Consider the following 15095-nt stretch of genomic DNA (forward strand, 5'->3'; position numbering starts at 1 on the left):
GGGGTGGGTCAGCCTGCCGCACCAAAACGATCACCCTCCCCCGTTGCCGGGAAGAGGGTGCGCGACTTGCCGGAATGAAGCTACCTCTAGTGCGACGTGATCTGGTGGGGAAGATCGTCCAGTTCGGCGAGCTCGCTGTTGGCCGTCGAGGCCTCCAGCGCCGCCATCCGGAACAGGTAGGCCAGCGTCGCCAGCCCGGTGTCTTCCGCCATCTGCGCCAGCTCAAGCGCCATGTCGGACATGTAGCCGAGATTCTCGTCCTTGGTTTGCGCCATGATTTGGCTGTCTCGCATCATGTTCGACATCTCAGGCGCTCTTTCGTTGCGCGGCGGTACGGCCGCAAAGGTTGGCACGGGCGATACAATCGAGACGCGGTCCGTCCTGTTGGACGAGGCTCTTCATCCCGATCCGGTCGCGCACGACGTTGAGCGACTCCTGGCGTATCTCGATGGTCGCGGCCATGGTCCAGGAGTCCTCGACCAGCGCCGGCAATCCCAGCGGCGTGACGACGAAGCCGATGTCGTGGAAACGCGGCAACCACCACGTCTCCATGACCAGGCAAAGCCGCTCGATGCCCTGATCGAGACAGAACTCCTGCGCCGCCGCCATCAATTGCAGATTGAACGCGCCATCGCGGCGCTCGCGCGTCACGAAGAAGCGCGACCACTCCCAGATTTGCGGATCGACCGGGCAGCCTCGCACCGCCGCGAGATGGGGGAAGACCTCGCTCATCATGCTCGGCTTGGTGGTCGGATACAGGCGGGAGCCGCCGAGCACGCGGCGGTTCTCGAGAGCCAGCAAATAGATCGTGTCCTCGTTGTCGTAGACGTCGATCTCGCGGCTGTCGGGCTTGCGCAGCGCCTCCCATTTCCGCTCTTCGACGAAAATCTCGTGACGAATCCGGAAATGCTGTTCGAGGATGTCTTCGTAGAGGTGCCGGTTGACGGCAGAAATCACATGAATCATGAACTCCCCCATGGCTTGAAATGAGGGCAGCCTCAGCGAAAAAGGCCAAACCGACTATTGGGAAATTTCCCAGTAGGCGAAGATTTCAGGGATTGATGATTCTTTGGCGGATCGCGATCGCGACCGCATGCGTCCGGTTGACCGCGCCGAGCTTGCGCGCAGCAGTTGCAAGATGCTCTTCCGCAGTGCGCTGTGTGATGTTCAGTATCTCGCCGATCTCCCAGGCGGACTTGCCCTGCGACGCCCAGGCGATCACCTCGCGCTCGCGCGGGGTCAGGCGCGCCGACGGATGCGGCGACGGCGCGAGCAAACGGCGAATGTGGTCGAAGCCATACATCGCGATCAAATGCAGTGCCGGCTTGCTGCGGGCATTGAGATCGAGATGAACGCCGCCGAGCGAGACGCCGGCCTCATAGCCGGTCAGGCCGTGGATCGGCACGACGAAACCGCGCGACATGCGGAAATCGGCGGCACGCCGCATCACCTCCACCGCGCCCGGCTCGAGTTCCGGGTCATAAGGCGCTTCCGACCATTCAAACGGATTGACCGTATGGCGGCACTTCCGGACCACGGGATCGACGCGGTCGTAGCTCTTTGCAGTATAGAGGCTGAACCACTCCGCGGGCCATTTCTTGGCCAGCACCATCTGGGAAAAGCGCTGATCGGGATTCGGCAAGCCGGTGACGATGATGTGCTCGAAGCCGTAGCGGCCGAAGGTCATTGCGAGCGCGTCCATTGCGTCCGGGACCCTGTCATAGGCTCCCAGCCCTTCGATGAAGTCCAGCGCTTCCCGGCCATAATCCACGGCGGACATCGGTGCATTTCCTGACGTTCGCCGCTCGGTATAGCACGTCTTTGGGGGCTGCCTCAATTCACCGCGTCCGTAAATTCCCGGTGTGGCACTGGCACCGAAGTTTTAATCTACTTGTGGAGGAAGTGACGTCAAGTTACACCTAAGGCGTCTAGAGCGGGAAAGCCACGATGGAAGACGAGAACATCGCCCTCAACAGCGTGCTCGGCCTGGAATTGAACCGCGTGTTTTTCGCCGTGCGCGATACGGCAAACAAGCAGAAGATCATCGAGTTCGCGCGCGACGTGCTGCAAAGCGAGCGCCCCAAGCTCGTCGACAGCGCCTCGCCGGAGAACCCCGCGGGCTAGCACGCAGGCCGCTGCAGACGGCGCCGATGCAACCGATCGCGCGACGATGCCCCTCGATTTGAGCGCGCTGCTTTTGGTCGAAATACCCTGACGGCGAAGTTATCCGCCCTTCTGCTCCCACCAAAGCCCCACTTGAAAGCCCCACTTGCCGCTGGATGACATCACGGCTGTCGTGAGATGATCGCCGCCACGATCGTCATTCGGATGCCTGGGACATTCCAAGACCATGATGACTCTGCGCCAGGTTGAAGTGATCCGCGCCGTGATGGTGACGGGCACCATTGGCGGCGCGGCGAAACTGTTGAACGTGTCGGCGCCGGGGATCAGCCGGCTGGTCAAATACACCGAGCGCTCGCTCGGCATCCGTTTCTTCCAGCGTCAGAACGGCCGCTACTTCCCGACGCCGGAAGCCGAGAACATTTTCGAGCAGATCAACGGCGTCTACAAGAAGGTCGACGACCTCTCCGAGATCATCTCCAAGATCGGCCGCGGCGGATTGTCGGAACTGCGCATCGGCTCGGTGCCGAGCATCTCGCAGGTAATGGTGCCGCGCGCGATCGAGCGGGTCCGCCGCCGCTATCCCGATCTCGGCATCGATATCAACATCCTCAAGCTCGAGGAAGCCATCGACTATCTCATGCTCGGTCGCGGCGAGTGCGTGGCGATGAGCTACCGGTTAGAGCATTCCGGGCTCGACTTCATGCCGCTCGCCTCGGGCGAGCTCTATTGCATCGTGCCGCCCGGCCACGAGCTTGCCGGCCGCAAGCAGGTCTCCGCCGCCGAGATCACCCGCTATCCGCTGATCGGTATCGATCCCAACGACCCTTACGGTCGGATCATGGCCGAGATTTTTGCGCGCAACCGGCTGGAGTACAACATCACCATCCGCGCGCGCTTCGGCACCACGGTCTGCGCGCTGGTGAAGGCAGGTCTTGGCATCGCCATCATCGACCAGTTCACGGTGGCTCATGGCGGCTATCCTGGCATCGAGCTCTTGAAGATCACCGAGCCGACGCGGTTCGACACCTACATTGCGGTCAAGCGCGGCGCGCCATTGTCGCTCCATGCCGAGCATTTCATCGAGTCCCTGCGCGCCGAGATGCGGGCGGTCGAGCCGTCGTCCCGCGGCAACGGCAGGGGCGCCTCGGCGCGTGGGCGCAGGAAATAACATGATGTTAGGTTTGCCGGATAAATGGGTAATTGTGTTAGGCATGGGAAAGACTATCGTCCCCCTTGGATTGGCGCGGATTTCCCCGCTAATGGCCGGACATCAACGCGCCCTCAGAGACGATAGTGGATCATGTCTAGCCGCGGACCTGCTGCCCCCAAAAAACTGCTGACCGGCCTGATCGGCGCGCCGATCGCCCATTCCGCCTCCCCCGCCATGCATGAACGCGCCGCCGAGGCGCTCGGCCTGCGCGGCCATTATCAGCTCATCGAGGTCGCCGGTGCGGACGCGACCGGTCTCAGCATGATGCTCGAGGGCGTGCGGCGGCTCGGCTTTGCCGGCGTCAACGTCACTTTTCCCTACAAGGAGGCGGTCGTCCCGCTGCTCGACGAGCTGGCCACGACTGCGGCCACCATGGCAGCGGTCAACACCGTCGTCGTCAAGGACGGCCGGCTGATCGGCCACAATACAGACACCACAGGCTTTGCGCGCGCCGTCAAGCCGCTGCTGGCTCCTGCCGGAAACGCGGTGGCCGTGATCGGCACCGGCGGCGTCGGCAAGGCGATTGCCTTTGCGCTGGCGAGCCTGGATGTGGCTGACCTCCGCATCTTCGACAGCGAGCCGGCGCGGGCCGAAAAACTCGCCGCGCTGCTGGCCAAGCATGGTGGCGCGCGGGTGGCCAAGAGCGTCGAGGACGCGCTCGACGGCGCAACCGGCCTCGTCAACGGCACGCCGGTCGGCATGCTGCCGAACCGGGACACCCCGGTCGCGCCGGTGCTGCTGCGCCAGAGCCTGTGGGTCGCCGACGCCGTCTATTCGCCGCTGATCACGCCGCTCCTTGCCGCAGCGCAGGCGAAGGGCGCGCGGATCATGACCGGGCGCGAGCTTGCGATCTACCAGGCTGCCGACGCCTTCGAACTGTTCACAGGCCTTGCCCCGTCGACCGAAGTCATGGGAGAGGCTTTTGACGCCGTGATGGCCGCGCGCAGCGCCACCTATCAGGCAGCTTGAGGCGAAGCGGCCGGGCACAAGGCCGCTTGCAAAATTGAAACGGGAGGAGAGGACGATGAAATCAACGCTACTGGTGGGCGCGCTGCTCACCGCAATCACGACATCGGGCGCCTTCGCACAGGCGATCAAGCTTGCCGACGTCGCCGAACTCTCCGGTGGCGGCGCCACCGTCGGCACCAACTGGAAGAACGGCATCGACCTCGCGATCGAGGAGATCAACGCCAAGGGCGGTGTGCTCGGGCGCAAGTTGGAGGTCACCCATGCCGACTCGCAGTCCAACCCCGGCGTGGCGCGCGCGCAGGTGCAGAAGGCGCTCGACGCCGAGCCCTACGTGCTGCTCGGGCCCGGCTATTCCGGCTCGGTGAAGGTCACCGCCCCGCTCGCAGCCGAAGCCGGCATCGCACAGATCATGGGCGGCGAAGCCGCCGAGCTGACGCAGGCCGGCAACAAGTTCCTGTTCCGCACCTCGTTCGGCCAGCAGTCCTCGATGCCGAAGGTCGCAAAATACATCCACGACGACGTGAAGGCGAAGTCGGTCGCGGTGGTCTGGGTCAACAATGACTTTGGCCGCGGCGGACGCGACGTCGTGGTCAAGGAGCTGGAGCGGCTCGGCTCCAAGGTCGTCGCCGATCTCTCCACCGAGGCGGGCCAGGCCGATTTCGCCGCCGACGTCGGCAAGATCAAGGCCGCCAATCCCGACGCCGTGTTCATCTATCTGAACGAGGAAGAGAGCGCGCGTATTCTCAAGGAGCTCAAGCGCCAGGGCGTCACCGCGCCGTTGATGGGCGAGACCACGCTGATCGGCCAGAAGGTGATCGAACTCGCCGGCGATGCCGCCAACGGCGCGCGCGGCCATGTCGGCCTCACCACGGATGCCCCGGTCGACCTGATCAAGGGATTCCGTGACCGCTTCTCGAAGAAGTACAATTACGTTCCTGATCACAACGGCCTGAAGGGCTACCTCGCCGTCTACATGGTGAAGGCCACCACCGAGAAGATGGGCAAGGTCGATTCCAAGGCGTTCGCCGACACGCTGCACGGCCTGACGATCAAGGCCGCGGACGAGCCGGGCATTTTGATGGACGTCACCTTCGATGCAAACGGCGACATCGATCGCCAGAGTTTTCTGGTTGAGGTGGTCGAAGGCAAGCAGGTCGTGAAGCAGGTGCTGCCGAAGGTGAAGTGAGGCGGTCTTCGCCTCTCCCCGCTTGCGGGGAGAGACCGGGATTTGCGCAGCAAATTCCGGGTGAGGGGGAGCTTCCGCGAGTCCAACTGTCACCTCCCTCGCGGAGGCCCCCCTCACCCCGACCCTCTCCCCGCAAGCGGGGCGAGGGAGACGATAGAGAGGGGAAAATGTCCAATCTGTTCGATCTTCTGGTCGCGGGACTTGCCACCGGCGCGATCTATGCGCTGGTCGCGGTTGGCTTCACGCTGCTGTGGCAGACCTCGCAGACCATCAATTTCGCACAAGGCGAGTTCGTGATGCTCCCCGCGTTTTTGATGCTGGCGGCGATGCATGCCGGCGCGCCGTTCTGGCTCGCGATCATCCTTGGCATCCTCTTGTCGATGATCCTGCTTGGGCTGGCCTTCAAGATGCTGCTGGTCGACCCGATGATGCGCCATGGCGTGCTGCCGCTCGCAATCGCGACCATGGCACTGGCGATCGGGATCAAGGAGGCCGTCAAACAGTTCTTCAGCGCGGAGGCTTCGCCCTTTCCGTCGATCGTGCCGACCGGCGACATCTCCATCCTCGGCCACGCCGTCTCGCTGCAAAGCATCGGCGTGCTCGTCGTCGCCATTGTTGCCGTGTTTGGCCTGACCACGCTGCTCAACCGCACTTCGCTCGGCCATCAGATGCAGGCGGCAGCGCAAAACCCGACGGTTGCGCGCATCATCGGCGTGCCCGTTGAGCGCATGATCCTGCTGACTTTCCTGATCAACGCCTTCCTGGTGGCGCTGGCCTCGCTGCTGATCACGCCGATCTATCTGGCAAAGTTTTCGAGCGGCGAAGTGCTGGGCCAAGCCGCTTTCATTGCGGCGATCGTCGGCGGCTTCAACCAGGTGCGCGGCGCGATCGCCGGCGGCCTTTTGATCGGCGTGCTCGACAATCTCGCGGCATCCTATGTCTCGACGCAATACCGCGCCGCCGTCCCGCTTATCTTCCTCATCGTCGTCATCCTGTTCCGGCCGCAAGGACTGCTCGGCCGCGCCGAGGAGCGCACAGTATGAGCGGCTTCGCCAAACCCCTGAAGATCGCGCTCGGCCTCATCGTCATTGCCGGCTTGATCGTCATTCCCATGAACTTCAACCGCTACGGCCTGTTCATCCTGAGCCAATGGGCAGTGATGACGATTGCCGCGATGGGCCTGAACCTCACGCTCGGCTATGCCGGCCAGGTCTCGCTGGCGCAGGGCGCCTTCGTCGGCATCGGCGCCTATGCGGCCGCGATCATGACGACGCATGGCTGGCCGCTGCCGGCCGCGATCCTGGTCGCGATCGTGCTCGCCTTCGCGGTCGGCTGGGTGCTCGGCTATCCCGCACTGCGCGTGCAGCACCACTACCTTGCCTTCGTCACGCTCGCCTTCTCGACCCTGGCCTTCCTGGTGTTCCGCAACGAGAGCTGGCTCACCGGCGGCATCTACGGCATCTCCAACATTCCGCGGCCGCATGTCTTCGGGATCGCGACCAACAAGCCGCTGCCGTTCTATTATGTCTGCCTCGGCTCGCTCGCGATCGTGTCCGTCGCGGTCTGGTGGCTGATTCGTTCGCCCTGGGGCCGCGCCTTCATGGCGCTGCGCGAGAATCCGCTACGCGCCCAGTCGCTCGGCATCGACACCCGCCGCTACACGCTGATGGCCTTTGCGATCGGCTCGGCGCTCGGCGGCGTCGCCGGCGCGCTCTATGCGCCGTTGACGCAATATATCGACCCCGTGCCGTTCAACCTGTCGCTTTCGCTCGATCTCCTGATGATGGTGATCGTCGGCGGTGCCGGCTTCTATTTCGGTCCGTTCCTCGGCGCCATGATCGCGGTGCTGCTGCCGGAGTGGCTGCGCTTCACGGAGGGCTATTATCTGATGCTGTACGCGATCGCGGTGATGGGACTTCTGATCTGGTCGCCAACCGGCATCCTGGGAATCCTCGATCGCACTATGGCCGCGCGGCGCACCAAGGCGGCCTCCGCGCTGCGCGCCGTCGCAAAGTCCCGACTGGAGACGGCGCAATGAGTGCGGTGCTCGAAGTCACCGACATCAAGAAGAGTTTTGGCGGCATCACTGCGGTCGACGGCGTCTCCTTCGACGTGCGCGAGGGCGAGATTCTCGGCCTGATCGGGCCGAACGGCTGCGGCAAGTCGACCTTGTTCAACTGCATCCTCGGCCAGCTCACGCCATCAGGCGGCGAGGTCAAGCTCGACGGCAAGGTCGTCACCGGCCTGCGCCCCGCCGAGCTCAACAAGCTCGGCGTCAGCCGCACCTTCCAGCTCCTGCAGGTGTTTCCAAAACTTTCGGTGCGCGAGAACCTGATTCTTGCCGGGCAGGAGCATCAGGGCAACATGGCCTCGCGCCTGGTCGGCCGCTCCGATGCCGGGCTGACTGATACCGCCAACCAGATGATCGGCTTCTTCAAGCTCGATCATCTCGCCGCGGAGCCCGCCGGTGGCCTCTCCTACGGCCAGCAAAAGCTGCTCGATGCCGCCATGGCGTTCATGGGCGGCCCGCGCCTGGTGCTGCTCGACGAGCCCGCCGGCGGCGTCAACCCGTCGATGCTGGCGGATCTGAAGGAGCGGCTGGTCGCGATCAACCGCGAGAAGAACGCCACCTTCGTCGTGATCGAGCACAACATGGAGTTCGTGATGTCGCTGTGCTCGCGTGTGATGGTGATGGCGGAGGGCAAGGTGCTGGCGATGGGGCGGCCGGACGAGGTCCAGAAAAACCCCGCCGTGATCGAAGCCTATCTCGGACATTAGGGAAAGCGAGCCATGAGCGACCCGATCCTCTCGGTTCACAACCTCGTCGGCGGCTACGGCAAGATGACGATCCTGAACGGCACGACATTTTCGGTGCCGCCGGCGACCATCACCACCATCATCGGCCCGAACGGCGCCGGCAAATCGACCGTGTTCAAGGCGATCTTCGGCCTGCTCAAGCTGCGCGAGGGCAAGATCAGTTTTGCCGGCCGCGACGTCACCAATTTGAGCCAGCGCGCGCTGCTCAATGCCGGCATCTGCTATGTGCCGCAAGGCCGCAACATCTTTCCAGAACTGTCGGTGCGCCACAACATCGAGCTCGGCGGAGTCTCAGCCGGAAAGGGCATCGACCTGCCGACGCGGATCGAGGCTGCGCTCGACCTGTTCCCCGCGCTGCGCCGCAAGTCAACACAGCAGGCCTCGACGCTCTCCGGCGGCGAGCAGAAGCAGCTCGAGATCGCCCGCTCGCTGCTGCTCGAGCCAGGGCTCGTGCTGATCGACGAGCCCTCGATCGGCCTGTCGCCGCTGATGGTGCAGCAGACTTTTGACATCCTCAAAAGCCTGCGCGACCGCGGCGTCACCATCCTGATGATCGAGCAGAACGCGCGCTCGGCGCTGGAGATCTCGGATATCGGCATCGTGCTCGAGCTCGGCCAGACCCGCATGGTCGACGGCGCAAAGCGCATCCTCAACGATCCCCGGATCGGCCAGCTCTTCCTCGGCGGCGCCATGGAGGAGAGTGCGGCATGAGCGCGCCAATGCGCATCGCAATTGCCGGTGCCGGCCTGATCGGCCGCCGCCATGTCGAGTTGATCGACGCTTCGCCGGATTGCGTGCTGGCCGGCATCGCTGACCCATCCTCCACCACGAAAGAGTATGTGCAGGCGCACGGTGTAAGCTGGTACGCAGACCATCGCGCACTGCTGGAGCAGGAAAAGCCTGATGGCCTGATCATCGCCTCGCCGAACGCACTGCACTTCCAGATGGCGCTCGACTGCGCGCAGGCCGGCGTACCCGCGATGATCGAGAAGCCGGTGACAGATACGGTCGCGGTGGCACAGCGGCTGTGCGCGGCGATCAAACGGACCGGCGTGCCGATGCTGGTCGGCCATCACCGTCGGCACAATCCGATTATCAAGGCCGCGCGCGAGGCTGTGGCGACTGGCAAGCTCGGCCAACTCACAGCCGTGGTCGGACTATGGCTCCTGAAGAAGCCCGATGATTACTTTGACGTGGCGTGGCGGCGCGAGCAGGGCGGCGGGCCGCTGCTCATCAACCTCATCCATGACATCGACAATCTCCGCTTCATCTGCGGCGAGATCACCGAGGTGCAGGCGCGGACCTCGAACAGGGTTCGCGGCTTCGCTGTCGAGGACACCGCCGCACTGCTGCTGCGCTTCGCCAACGGCGCGCTGGGAACGGTGACCGTGTCGGACGCGACGCCGGCGCCGTGGAGCTGGGAGCTCGCGTCGGGCGAAAACGCTGCGTACCCGAAGCAGGACCAGCCCTGTTACATCCTCTCCGGCACCGCGGGCTCGCTATCCGTACCGAATATGGAGCTGTGGTCCTACGCGCAACAGCCCGGCTGGCACGCGCCGCTGTCGCGCAAGGCGATCGCACCGCCCGCATTCGATCCACTGGTCGAACAGCTCCGGCATTTCCTTGAGGTGATCGCGGGCCGTGAACAACCTCTGATCTCCGTCGAGGACGCGATGGGCACGCTGGCGGTCGTCGAAGCCGTCAGCGAAGCGGCACGCACGGGCCAAAAAATATCGCCGGGCCAAATCATGGAGCAGGCCGCATGAACAAGCGCTCGATCGCGACCGTCTCTCTTTCGGGGGCTCTCGACGAAAAGCTTCGCGCCATCGCATCCGCCGGCTTCGAGGCGGTCGAGATCTTTGAGAACGACCTGCTGTCGTTCGGTTCGGGCCCGCGCGAGGTGGCGCAGCTCTGCAAGGACCTCAATCTCGAGATCTGCGCGTTCCAGCCGTTCCGCGATTTCGAGGGCATGCCGGAGCCGCAGCGCTCGCGCAATTTTGCCCGCGCCGAGCGCAAGTTTGATCTGATGCAGGAGCTCGGCACCGAGCTGCTGCTGATCTGCTCCAACGTCTCGCCGGCCTCGCTCGGCGGTATCGACCGCGCGGCCGATGATTTTCGCGAGCTCGGCGATCGTGCCGCCAAGCGATCTTTGCGCGTCGGCTACGAGGCGCTGGCCTGGGGACGGCACGTCAACGACTATCGCGATGCCTGGGAAGTCGTGCGCCGCGCCGATCATCCCGCGATCGGTGTCATCCTCGACAGCTTTCACGCGCTGGCGCCCGGCTTCCCGGTCCGCGCCGTGGCCTCGATCCCCGGCGACAAGATTTTTCTGGTACAGCTGGCCGATGCACCGAAGCTCGAGCTCGACATCCTGTCGTGGAGCCGGCACTTCCGCTCCTTCCCCGGCCAGGGCGACCTGCCGGTCGTCGAGTTCATGCAGGCGATCGCGGCCACCGGCTATTCCGGTCCGTGGTCGCTGGAGATCTTCAACGATCAGTTCCGCGCCGGGTCGGCGGTACAGACGGCAGTCGACGGCCTGCGCTCGCTGATCCTGTTGCAGGACCAGCTCGCCCCGGATTGGCCAAAGCTCGTCGGCGAGCCCTTAGCACCGAAGGCCAAGAGCAGCGGCACCGGCTTTATCGAGTTCGCCGTCAACGAGACCAAGGCAGATGAGCTCGCGCATCTGTTTTCACAGCTCGGCTTCCGCAAGACCGGCGAGCACCGCAGCAAGGCGGTGGAGCGCTGGTCGCAGGGCAAGGTCGAGCTCGTCATCAACTCGGAGACCGACGGCTTTGCGCATTCGCATTACGTCACGCACGGCCCCGGCGTCTGCGCCATCGCGCTCGACGTCGACAATGCGGGCCTTGCCATGCAGCGGGCGGAGATGCTGAAGGCACGCACCTTCTACCAGCCGGTCGGGCCGGGCGAGCTGGAGATCCCCGCGATCCACGGCGTCGGCGGCAGCCTGCTTTACTTCCTCGACCAGGCCGGCAAGAACTGGGACACGGATTTTGCGCCGGTTGCGAGCGAGGCAAGCGCGGATGCGCTGCTCGCCATCGACCACATCGCGCAGTCGATGCCTTATGACGAGATGCTGTCCTGGCTGCTGTTCTACACCGGCATCCTCGACCTCAAGCGCCTGCCGCAGATGGAGATCGCCGATCCCAGGGGCCTCGTGCAGAGCCAGGCCGTCATCAACGGCGACCAGAGCCTGCGCTTCGTGCTCAACGGCTCCTCCGCCAACCGCACGTTGCCGGCGCGCTTCATCTCGGAGTTTTTCGGCTCAGGCGTGCAGCACGTCGCGTTTGCATGCAACGACATCTTTGCCGCGGTCGCCGCGATGCGCGCCCGTGGCGCGGATTTCCTGGATATTCCCGACAATTATTACGACGACATCGAAGCCAAGTACGATCTCGCCCCCGACATCATGGCAAAACTCCGCGCCAACCACATCCTCTACGACCGCGAGGGCGACGGCGAGTTCTTCCAGGTCTACACCCACATTTTTGATGAGCGCTTCTTCTTCGAGATCGTAGAGCGGCGGAGCTATCAGGGATTCGGCGCGGCGAACGCCGGAATCAGGCTCGCGGCGCAGGCCCGCGAGGTGCGCCCCGCGAGCATGCCAAGGGTGTAGGTGCCTCTTCCCCTCTCCCCTTGTGGGCTACGATATGCACACATCTCGGCAGGCATCGATTACCAATGAGAAAACCGTGAGTCTTTTCAACGTTGGCGCTTGTGCGCTGTGTCCCGCGATCTGAACATCAATGGTCATCTAAGTTATTGATCCAGAGTCGGTTTCTGAGATGTGTGAATCAAGTAGCCTTGTGGGAGAGGGTGGCTCGCCGCGTAGCGGCGAGACGGGTGAGGGGTATCTTTCCTCAAACGCGATACCGAGTTTGCGGAAGCAACCCCTCATCCGGCGCTTCGCGCCACCTTCTCCCACAGGGGGAGAAGGGGCAGCGTGCATCGCGGCTTCTATCCCCTCACTTCATCGGGCACTTATCGTGGAAACGGTCTTGATCGGCCGTAACGATGGTGGCAGCGGTCTTCAGCGAGAGCTCGCCCCCGGCGCCCTTCACCACGTCCTGCAAATAGAAGTTCTGGATCGGGATGTGGTTGTTGCCATATTTGAACGCGCCGCGCAGCGACTTGAAGTTGGCCTTCTCCATCTCGGCCTTCATCGCATCCTTCTTGGACGTGTCGCCGCCGACGGCAACCACCGCGCTGTTGATGAGCTGCGCCGCGTCATAGGCCTGCGCGCCATAATAGCTCGGCCGGGCGTTCGGATATTTCTTGCGGTAGTCGGCGACGAACTTCTTGTTCTGCTCGTTCGGGAGGTCGTTTACCCACTCCTGCGCACCGGACACCCCGAACGCATTCTCCTTCTGCAACGGCAACGTCGTCTCGTCGACGGTGAAGGCGGTGTAGAGCGGCATGGTACTCTTCATGCCTGCCTGGACATATTGATTGAGGAACTGCGCACCGGCCGCACCGGGATAGAACACGAAGATCGATTCAGCGCCGGAGGCACGGGCCTTCGCAAGCTCGGCCGAGAAGTCGAGCTGGCTCGGCCACACCGTGTATTCCTCGCCCTTGACCTCACCCTTGAACGTGCTTTTCACACCCGCAAGCATGTCCTTGCCGGCGGCGTAGTTCGGGCCGATCAGGAACACGCTCTTGACGTTATTCGCGTTCATGTAAAGGCCCATGGCGGCAGGTGTCTGGTCGTTCTGCCAGGAGGTCGAAAACACGTAAGGCGAGCACAGCTCGCCCGCGAGCTGCGACGGGCCGGCATTGGCCGAGATCAGGAAGGTCTGCGAATCCACCGCGGTCTTGAGCGAGGCGAGCAGCACGTTCGACCAGATGTAGCCGACGATGAAATCGACCTTGTCGGACTGCACCAGTTTCTCGGTCTTCTGCTTGCCGACATCGGGCTTCTGCCCGTCGTCCTCGTAGATCACCTCGACCGGCTTGCCGCCCATCTTGCGGCCGAGGTGATCCAGCGCGAGCTCGAAGGAGTTGCGCATGTCGTTGCCGATCACGGCAGTCGGGCCGCTGAAGGTCGAGACGAAACCGATTTTGATGGTGTCGCCGGCGAATGCCGGACTTGCCAGCACGAGCGCAGCCGCACCCGCCAGCCAGAATGCTGTCTTCATAACCACTCCCCTCCTTATTATTGATCCCGGAAACGGGGTGATCGCCGCCCGGGCCTGTCTCTATTGAACGCAAAATCTGTCGCGCCGCCAATGGCTCAGCGCCCGCCCCTGCACCATATTTCGCGCCAATCGGGGATGGCAAGAAATATAATTCTACTTACTTCGACCAGGCCAAGGCCGCGGTGCTTTTTCGCGAGCCTCGATACACGCCGTCTATGCCTCGATTGATATCGGCTATTGGACCACGGCCTCCTGTTCGCACTTATATGCAAGATGCGGGCGGACCCGCGAGATTCGAGGGCGCATCATGACCACGACTCCCCATCGCGTCGTTATCGTCGGAGCCGGTTTCGGCGGACTGGAGGCGACCTACCGGCTCGCAGGCGCGCCTGTGACGATCGCGCTGATCGACCGCCGCAACCACCATCTATTTCAGCCGCTGCTCTATCAGGTCGCGACCGCCTCGCTTGCGACCAGCGAGATCGCCTGGCCGATCCGACACTTGATGCGCGACCGGCGCGAGGTGACGACGCTGTTTGCGAACGTCAGTGGCGTCGACGCTGAGAAGCGCCGTGTGCTGCTCGATGACGGCAACGAGGTGCCCTACGACACGCTCATGCTTGCGACCGGGGTCCGGCACGCCTATTTCGGCCATGATGAATGGGAGCAATTCGCACCCGGACTGAAAACGCTGGAGGATGCGACCACGCTGCGGCGCCATATCCTGGTCGCGTTCGAACGCGCCGAGCGCGAGACCGATCCGGCCCGCCGCGCGGCACGGCTGACCTTCGTCATCATCGGCGCTGGACCAACCGGTGTGGAACTGGCCGGCACCATCATAGAGCTGGCGCGGCACACGCTGCAGCCGGACTTTCGCAACATCGATACGACCAAGGCGCGCGTCGTCCTGATCGAGGCAGGTCCGCGCGTGCTCGCCGGATTTGCCGACGATCTCTCCGCGTATGCGCAGGCCTCTCTTGAAAAGATCGGCGTCGAAGTCGTGCTGGGCCAGCCCGTCACCGAGATCGATCGCGACGGCGTCGTCTATGGCGGACAGCGGCTGAATGCGAAAACGATGATCTGGGCCGCTGGCGTGCGCGCCTCGCCCGCCGCAGAATGGCTGGGTGCGCCGGCCGATCGGGCCGGGCGTGTGCAGGTCGAGGCCGACCTGACCATTCCCGGCCATCCGGAAATTTTTGCGATCGGTGACACCGTGACGATTAACGCCTGGAACGGCAAGCCGGTGCCCGGCATAGCGCCGGCCGCCAAGCAACAGGGGCGTCATGTTGCCGAGACCATCAAGGCCCGCTTGCGCGGCGCGGCGACGGGGCCATTTCGCTACAAACACGCCGGCAGTCTCGCCCAGATCGGCAAAGGGCTCGCTGTGATCGATTTCGGCCGCATCAAGCTGCGCGGCACCATCGCTTGGTGGATCTGGGGCATCGCGCACATCTACTTCCTGATCGGGCTGCGCCACCGCCTGAGCGTGGCGCTGAGCTGGCTCTGGATCTATGCCCGCGACCAGCGCGCGGCGCGGTTGATCACGCAGGGGAGCAGTAAGGTGGTCTAGCTTCTTTCGTCCTTCTCCCCTTGCGGGAGAAGGTGGCGCGTGTCCAGACCGGATAGATAGGTA

15 protein-coding genes are annotated in these 15095 nt (G+C 63.7%); 11 read left to right on the plus strand and 4 right to left on the minus strand.

The features are described 5' to 3' along the window. Positions 1-86: 86 nt before the first annotated feature. From ACP2YP_RS38265 to ACP2YP_RS38275, 3 genes are all read right to left on the minus strand, one after another. On the minus strand, positions 87-305 hold the full coding sequence (locus ACP2YP_RS38265) for a hypothetical protein (RefSeq protein WP_426421449.1): 219 nt from the start codon (positions 303-305) through the stop codon (positions 87-89). A gap of 1 nt (position 306) precedes the next feature. Then, positions 307-966 (minus strand): acyl-homoserine-lactone synthase, encoded by a 660-nt coding sequence (locus ACP2YP_RS38270; RefSeq protein WP_426421450.1) that lies wholly within the window; start codon positions 964-966, stop codon positions 307-309. Between the two features lie 85 nt (positions 967-1051). Further along, the gene (locus ACP2YP_RS38275) at positions 1052-1780 is read right to left on the minus strand and encodes a LuxR family transcriptional regulator (RefSeq protein ID WP_426421451.1); all 729 of its coding nucleotides are present in this window, start codon (positions 1778-1780) and stop codon (positions 1052-1054) included. Between the two features lie 167 nt (positions 1781-1947). Between ACP2YP_RS38275 and ACP2YP_RS38280 the strand changes: the two genes are divergently transcribed. From ACP2YP_RS38280 to ACP2YP_RS38325, 10 genes are all read left to right on the plus strand, one after another. Further along, entirely contained in the window at positions 1948-2124 is a 177-nt protein-coding gene (locus tag ACP2YP_RS38280) for a hypothetical protein (protein ID WP_426421452.1), read from the plus strand. Positions 2125-2350: 226 nt separating this feature from the next. Further along, complete coding sequence (locus ACP2YP_RS38285; protein WP_426421453.1) at positions 2351-3292, plus strand: LysR family transcriptional regulator; 942 nt, start codon at positions 2351-2353, stop codon at positions 3290-3292. Between the two features lie 132 nt (positions 3293-3424). After that, complete coding sequence (locus tag ACP2YP_RS38290) at positions 3425-4303, plus strand: shikimate dehydrogenase (RefSeq protein ID WP_426421454.1); 879 nt, start codon at positions 3425-3427, stop codon at positions 4301-4303. Between the two features lie 55 nt (positions 4304-4358). After that, positions 4359-5489: an ABC transporter substrate-binding protein gene (locus tag ACP2YP_RS38295; protein ID WP_426421455.1), complete on the plus strand. Its 1131-nt coding sequence runs from the start codon at positions 4359-4361 to the stop codon at positions 5487-5489. Between the two features lie 167 nt (positions 5490-5656). Next, positions 5657-6532, plus strand: coding sequence for a branched-chain amino acid ABC transporter permease (locus ACP2YP_RS38300; RefSeq protein ID WP_426421456.1), 876 nt, complete (start codon positions 5657-5659; stop codon positions 6530-6532). Continuing rightward, a complete protein-coding gene (locus tag ACP2YP_RS38305) occupies positions 6529-7527 on the plus strand; it encodes a branched-chain amino acid ABC transporter permease (protein WP_426421457.1) in 999 nt (332 codons plus the stop codon). Before ACP2YP_RS38300 ends, ACP2YP_RS38305 begins: the two co-directional genes overlap by 4 nt. Then, on the plus strand, positions 7524-8267 hold the full coding sequence (locus ACP2YP_RS38310) for an ABC transporter ATP-binding protein (protein ID WP_426421458.1): 744 nt from the start codon (positions 7524-7526) through the stop codon (positions 8265-8267). Before ACP2YP_RS38305 ends, ACP2YP_RS38310 begins: the two co-directional genes overlap by 4 nt. Before the next feature lie 12 nt (positions 8268-8279). Next, positions 8280-9017, plus strand: coding sequence for an ABC transporter ATP-binding protein (locus ACP2YP_RS38315; RefSeq protein ID WP_426421459.1), 738 nt, complete (start codon positions 8280-8282; stop codon positions 9015-9017). Next, the gene (locus tag ACP2YP_RS38320) at positions 9014-10072 is read left to right on the plus strand and encodes a Gfo/Idh/MocA family protein (RefSeq protein WP_426421460.1); all 1059 of its coding nucleotides are present in this window, start codon (positions 9014-9016) and stop codon (positions 10070-10072) included. The genes ACP2YP_RS38315 and ACP2YP_RS38320 overlap by 4 nt, the downstream gene beginning before the upstream one ends. Continuing rightward, positions 10069-11940: a bifunctional sugar phosphate isomerase/epimerase/4-hydroxyphenylpyruvate dioxygenase family protein gene (locus ACP2YP_RS38325; protein ID WP_426421461.1), complete on the plus strand. Its 1872-nt coding sequence runs from the start codon at positions 10069-10071 to the stop codon at positions 11938-11940. The genes ACP2YP_RS38320 and ACP2YP_RS38325 overlap by 4 nt, the downstream gene beginning before the upstream one ends. Before the next feature lie 349 nt (positions 11941-12289). Here the strand turns inward: ACP2YP_RS38325 and ACP2YP_RS38330 are convergent, their stop codons facing one another. Continuing rightward, positions 12290-13462 (minus strand): ABC transporter substrate-binding protein, encoded by a 1173-nt coding sequence (locus tag ACP2YP_RS38330; protein ID WP_426421462.1) that lies wholly within the window; start codon positions 13460-13462, stop codon positions 12290-12292. Positions 13463-13769: 307 nt separating this feature from the next. On the opposite strand from ACP2YP_RS38330, the gene ACP2YP_RS38335 reads away from it, so the two are divergent. Then, positions 13770-15032 carry an NAD(P)/FAD-dependent oxidoreductase gene (locus ACP2YP_RS38335; protein ID WP_426421463.1) on the plus strand — a complete coding sequence of 421 codons (1263 nt, stop codon included), beginning with the start codon at positions 13770-13772 and terminating at the stop codon, positions 15030-15032. Positions 15033-15095: the final 63 nt, after the last annotated feature.

Source organism: Bradyrhizobium genosp. A (assembly GCF_049949275.1).
Taxonomy (GTDB): Bacteria; Pseudomonadota; Alphaproteobacteria; order Rhizobiales; family Xanthobacteraceae; genus Bradyrhizobium.

Bases quoted from the DNA above. Each gene is read 5' to 3' on its own strand.
- ACP2YP_RS38310 (WP_426421458.1), top strand. From the start codon at position 7,524: ATGAGTGCGGTGCTCGAAGTCACCGACATCAAGAAGAGTTTTGGCGGC.
- ACP2YP_RS38285 (WP_426421453.1), top strand. From the start codon at position 2,351: ATGATGACTCTGCGCCAGGTTGAAGTGATCCGCGCCGTGATGGTGACG.
- ACP2YP_RS38265 (WP_426421449.1), bottom strand. From the start codon at position 305: ATGTCGAACATGATGCGAGACAGCCAAATCATGGCGCAAACCAAGGAC.
- ACP2YP_RS38325 (WP_426421461.1), top strand. From the start codon at position 10,069: ATGAACAAGCGCTCGATCGCGACCGTCTCTCTTTCGGGGGCTCTCGAC.
- ACP2YP_RS38270 (WP_426421450.1), bottom strand. From the start codon at position 966: ATGATTCATGTGATTTCTGCCGTCAACCGGCACCTCTACGAAGACATC.
- ACP2YP_RS38280 (WP_426421452.1), top strand. From the start codon at position 1,948: ATGGAAGACGAGAACATCGCCCTCAACAGCGTGCTCGGCCTGGAATTG.
- ACP2YP_RS38295 (WP_426421455.1), top strand. From the start codon at position 4,359: ATGAAATCAACGCTACTGGTGGGCGCGCTGCTCACCGCAATCACGACA.
- ACP2YP_RS38315 (WP_426421459.1), top strand. From the start codon at position 8,280: ATGAGCGACCCGATCCTCTCGGTTCACAACCTCGTCGGCGGCTACGGC.
- ACP2YP_RS38335 (WP_426421463.1), top strand. From the start codon at position 13,770: ATGACCACGACTCCCCATCGCGTCGTTATCGTCGGAGCCGGTTTCGGC.
- ACP2YP_RS38320 (WP_426421460.1), top strand. From the start codon at position 9,014: ATGAGCGCGCCAATGCGCATCGCAATTGCCGGTGCCGGCCTGATCGGC.
- ACP2YP_RS38290 (WP_426421454.1), top strand. From the start codon at position 3,425: ATGTCTAGCCGCGGACCTGCTGCCCCCAAAAAACTGCTGACCGGCCTG.
- ACP2YP_RS38330 (WP_426421462.1), bottom strand. From the start codon at position 13,462: ATGAAGACAGCATTCTGGCTGGCGGGTGCGGCTGCGCTCGTGCTGGCA.
- ACP2YP_RS38275 (WP_426421451.1), bottom strand. From the start codon at position 1,780: ATGTCCGCCGTGGATTATGGCCGGGAAGCGCTGGACTTCATCGAAGGG.
- ACP2YP_RS38300 (WP_426421456.1), top strand. From the start codon at position 5,657: ATGTCCAATCTGTTCGATCTTCTGGTCGCGGGACTTGCCACCGGCGCG.
- ACP2YP_RS38305 (WP_426421457.1), top strand. From the start codon at position 6,529: ATGAGCGGCTTCGCCAAACCCCTGAAGATCGCGCTCGGCCTCATCGTC.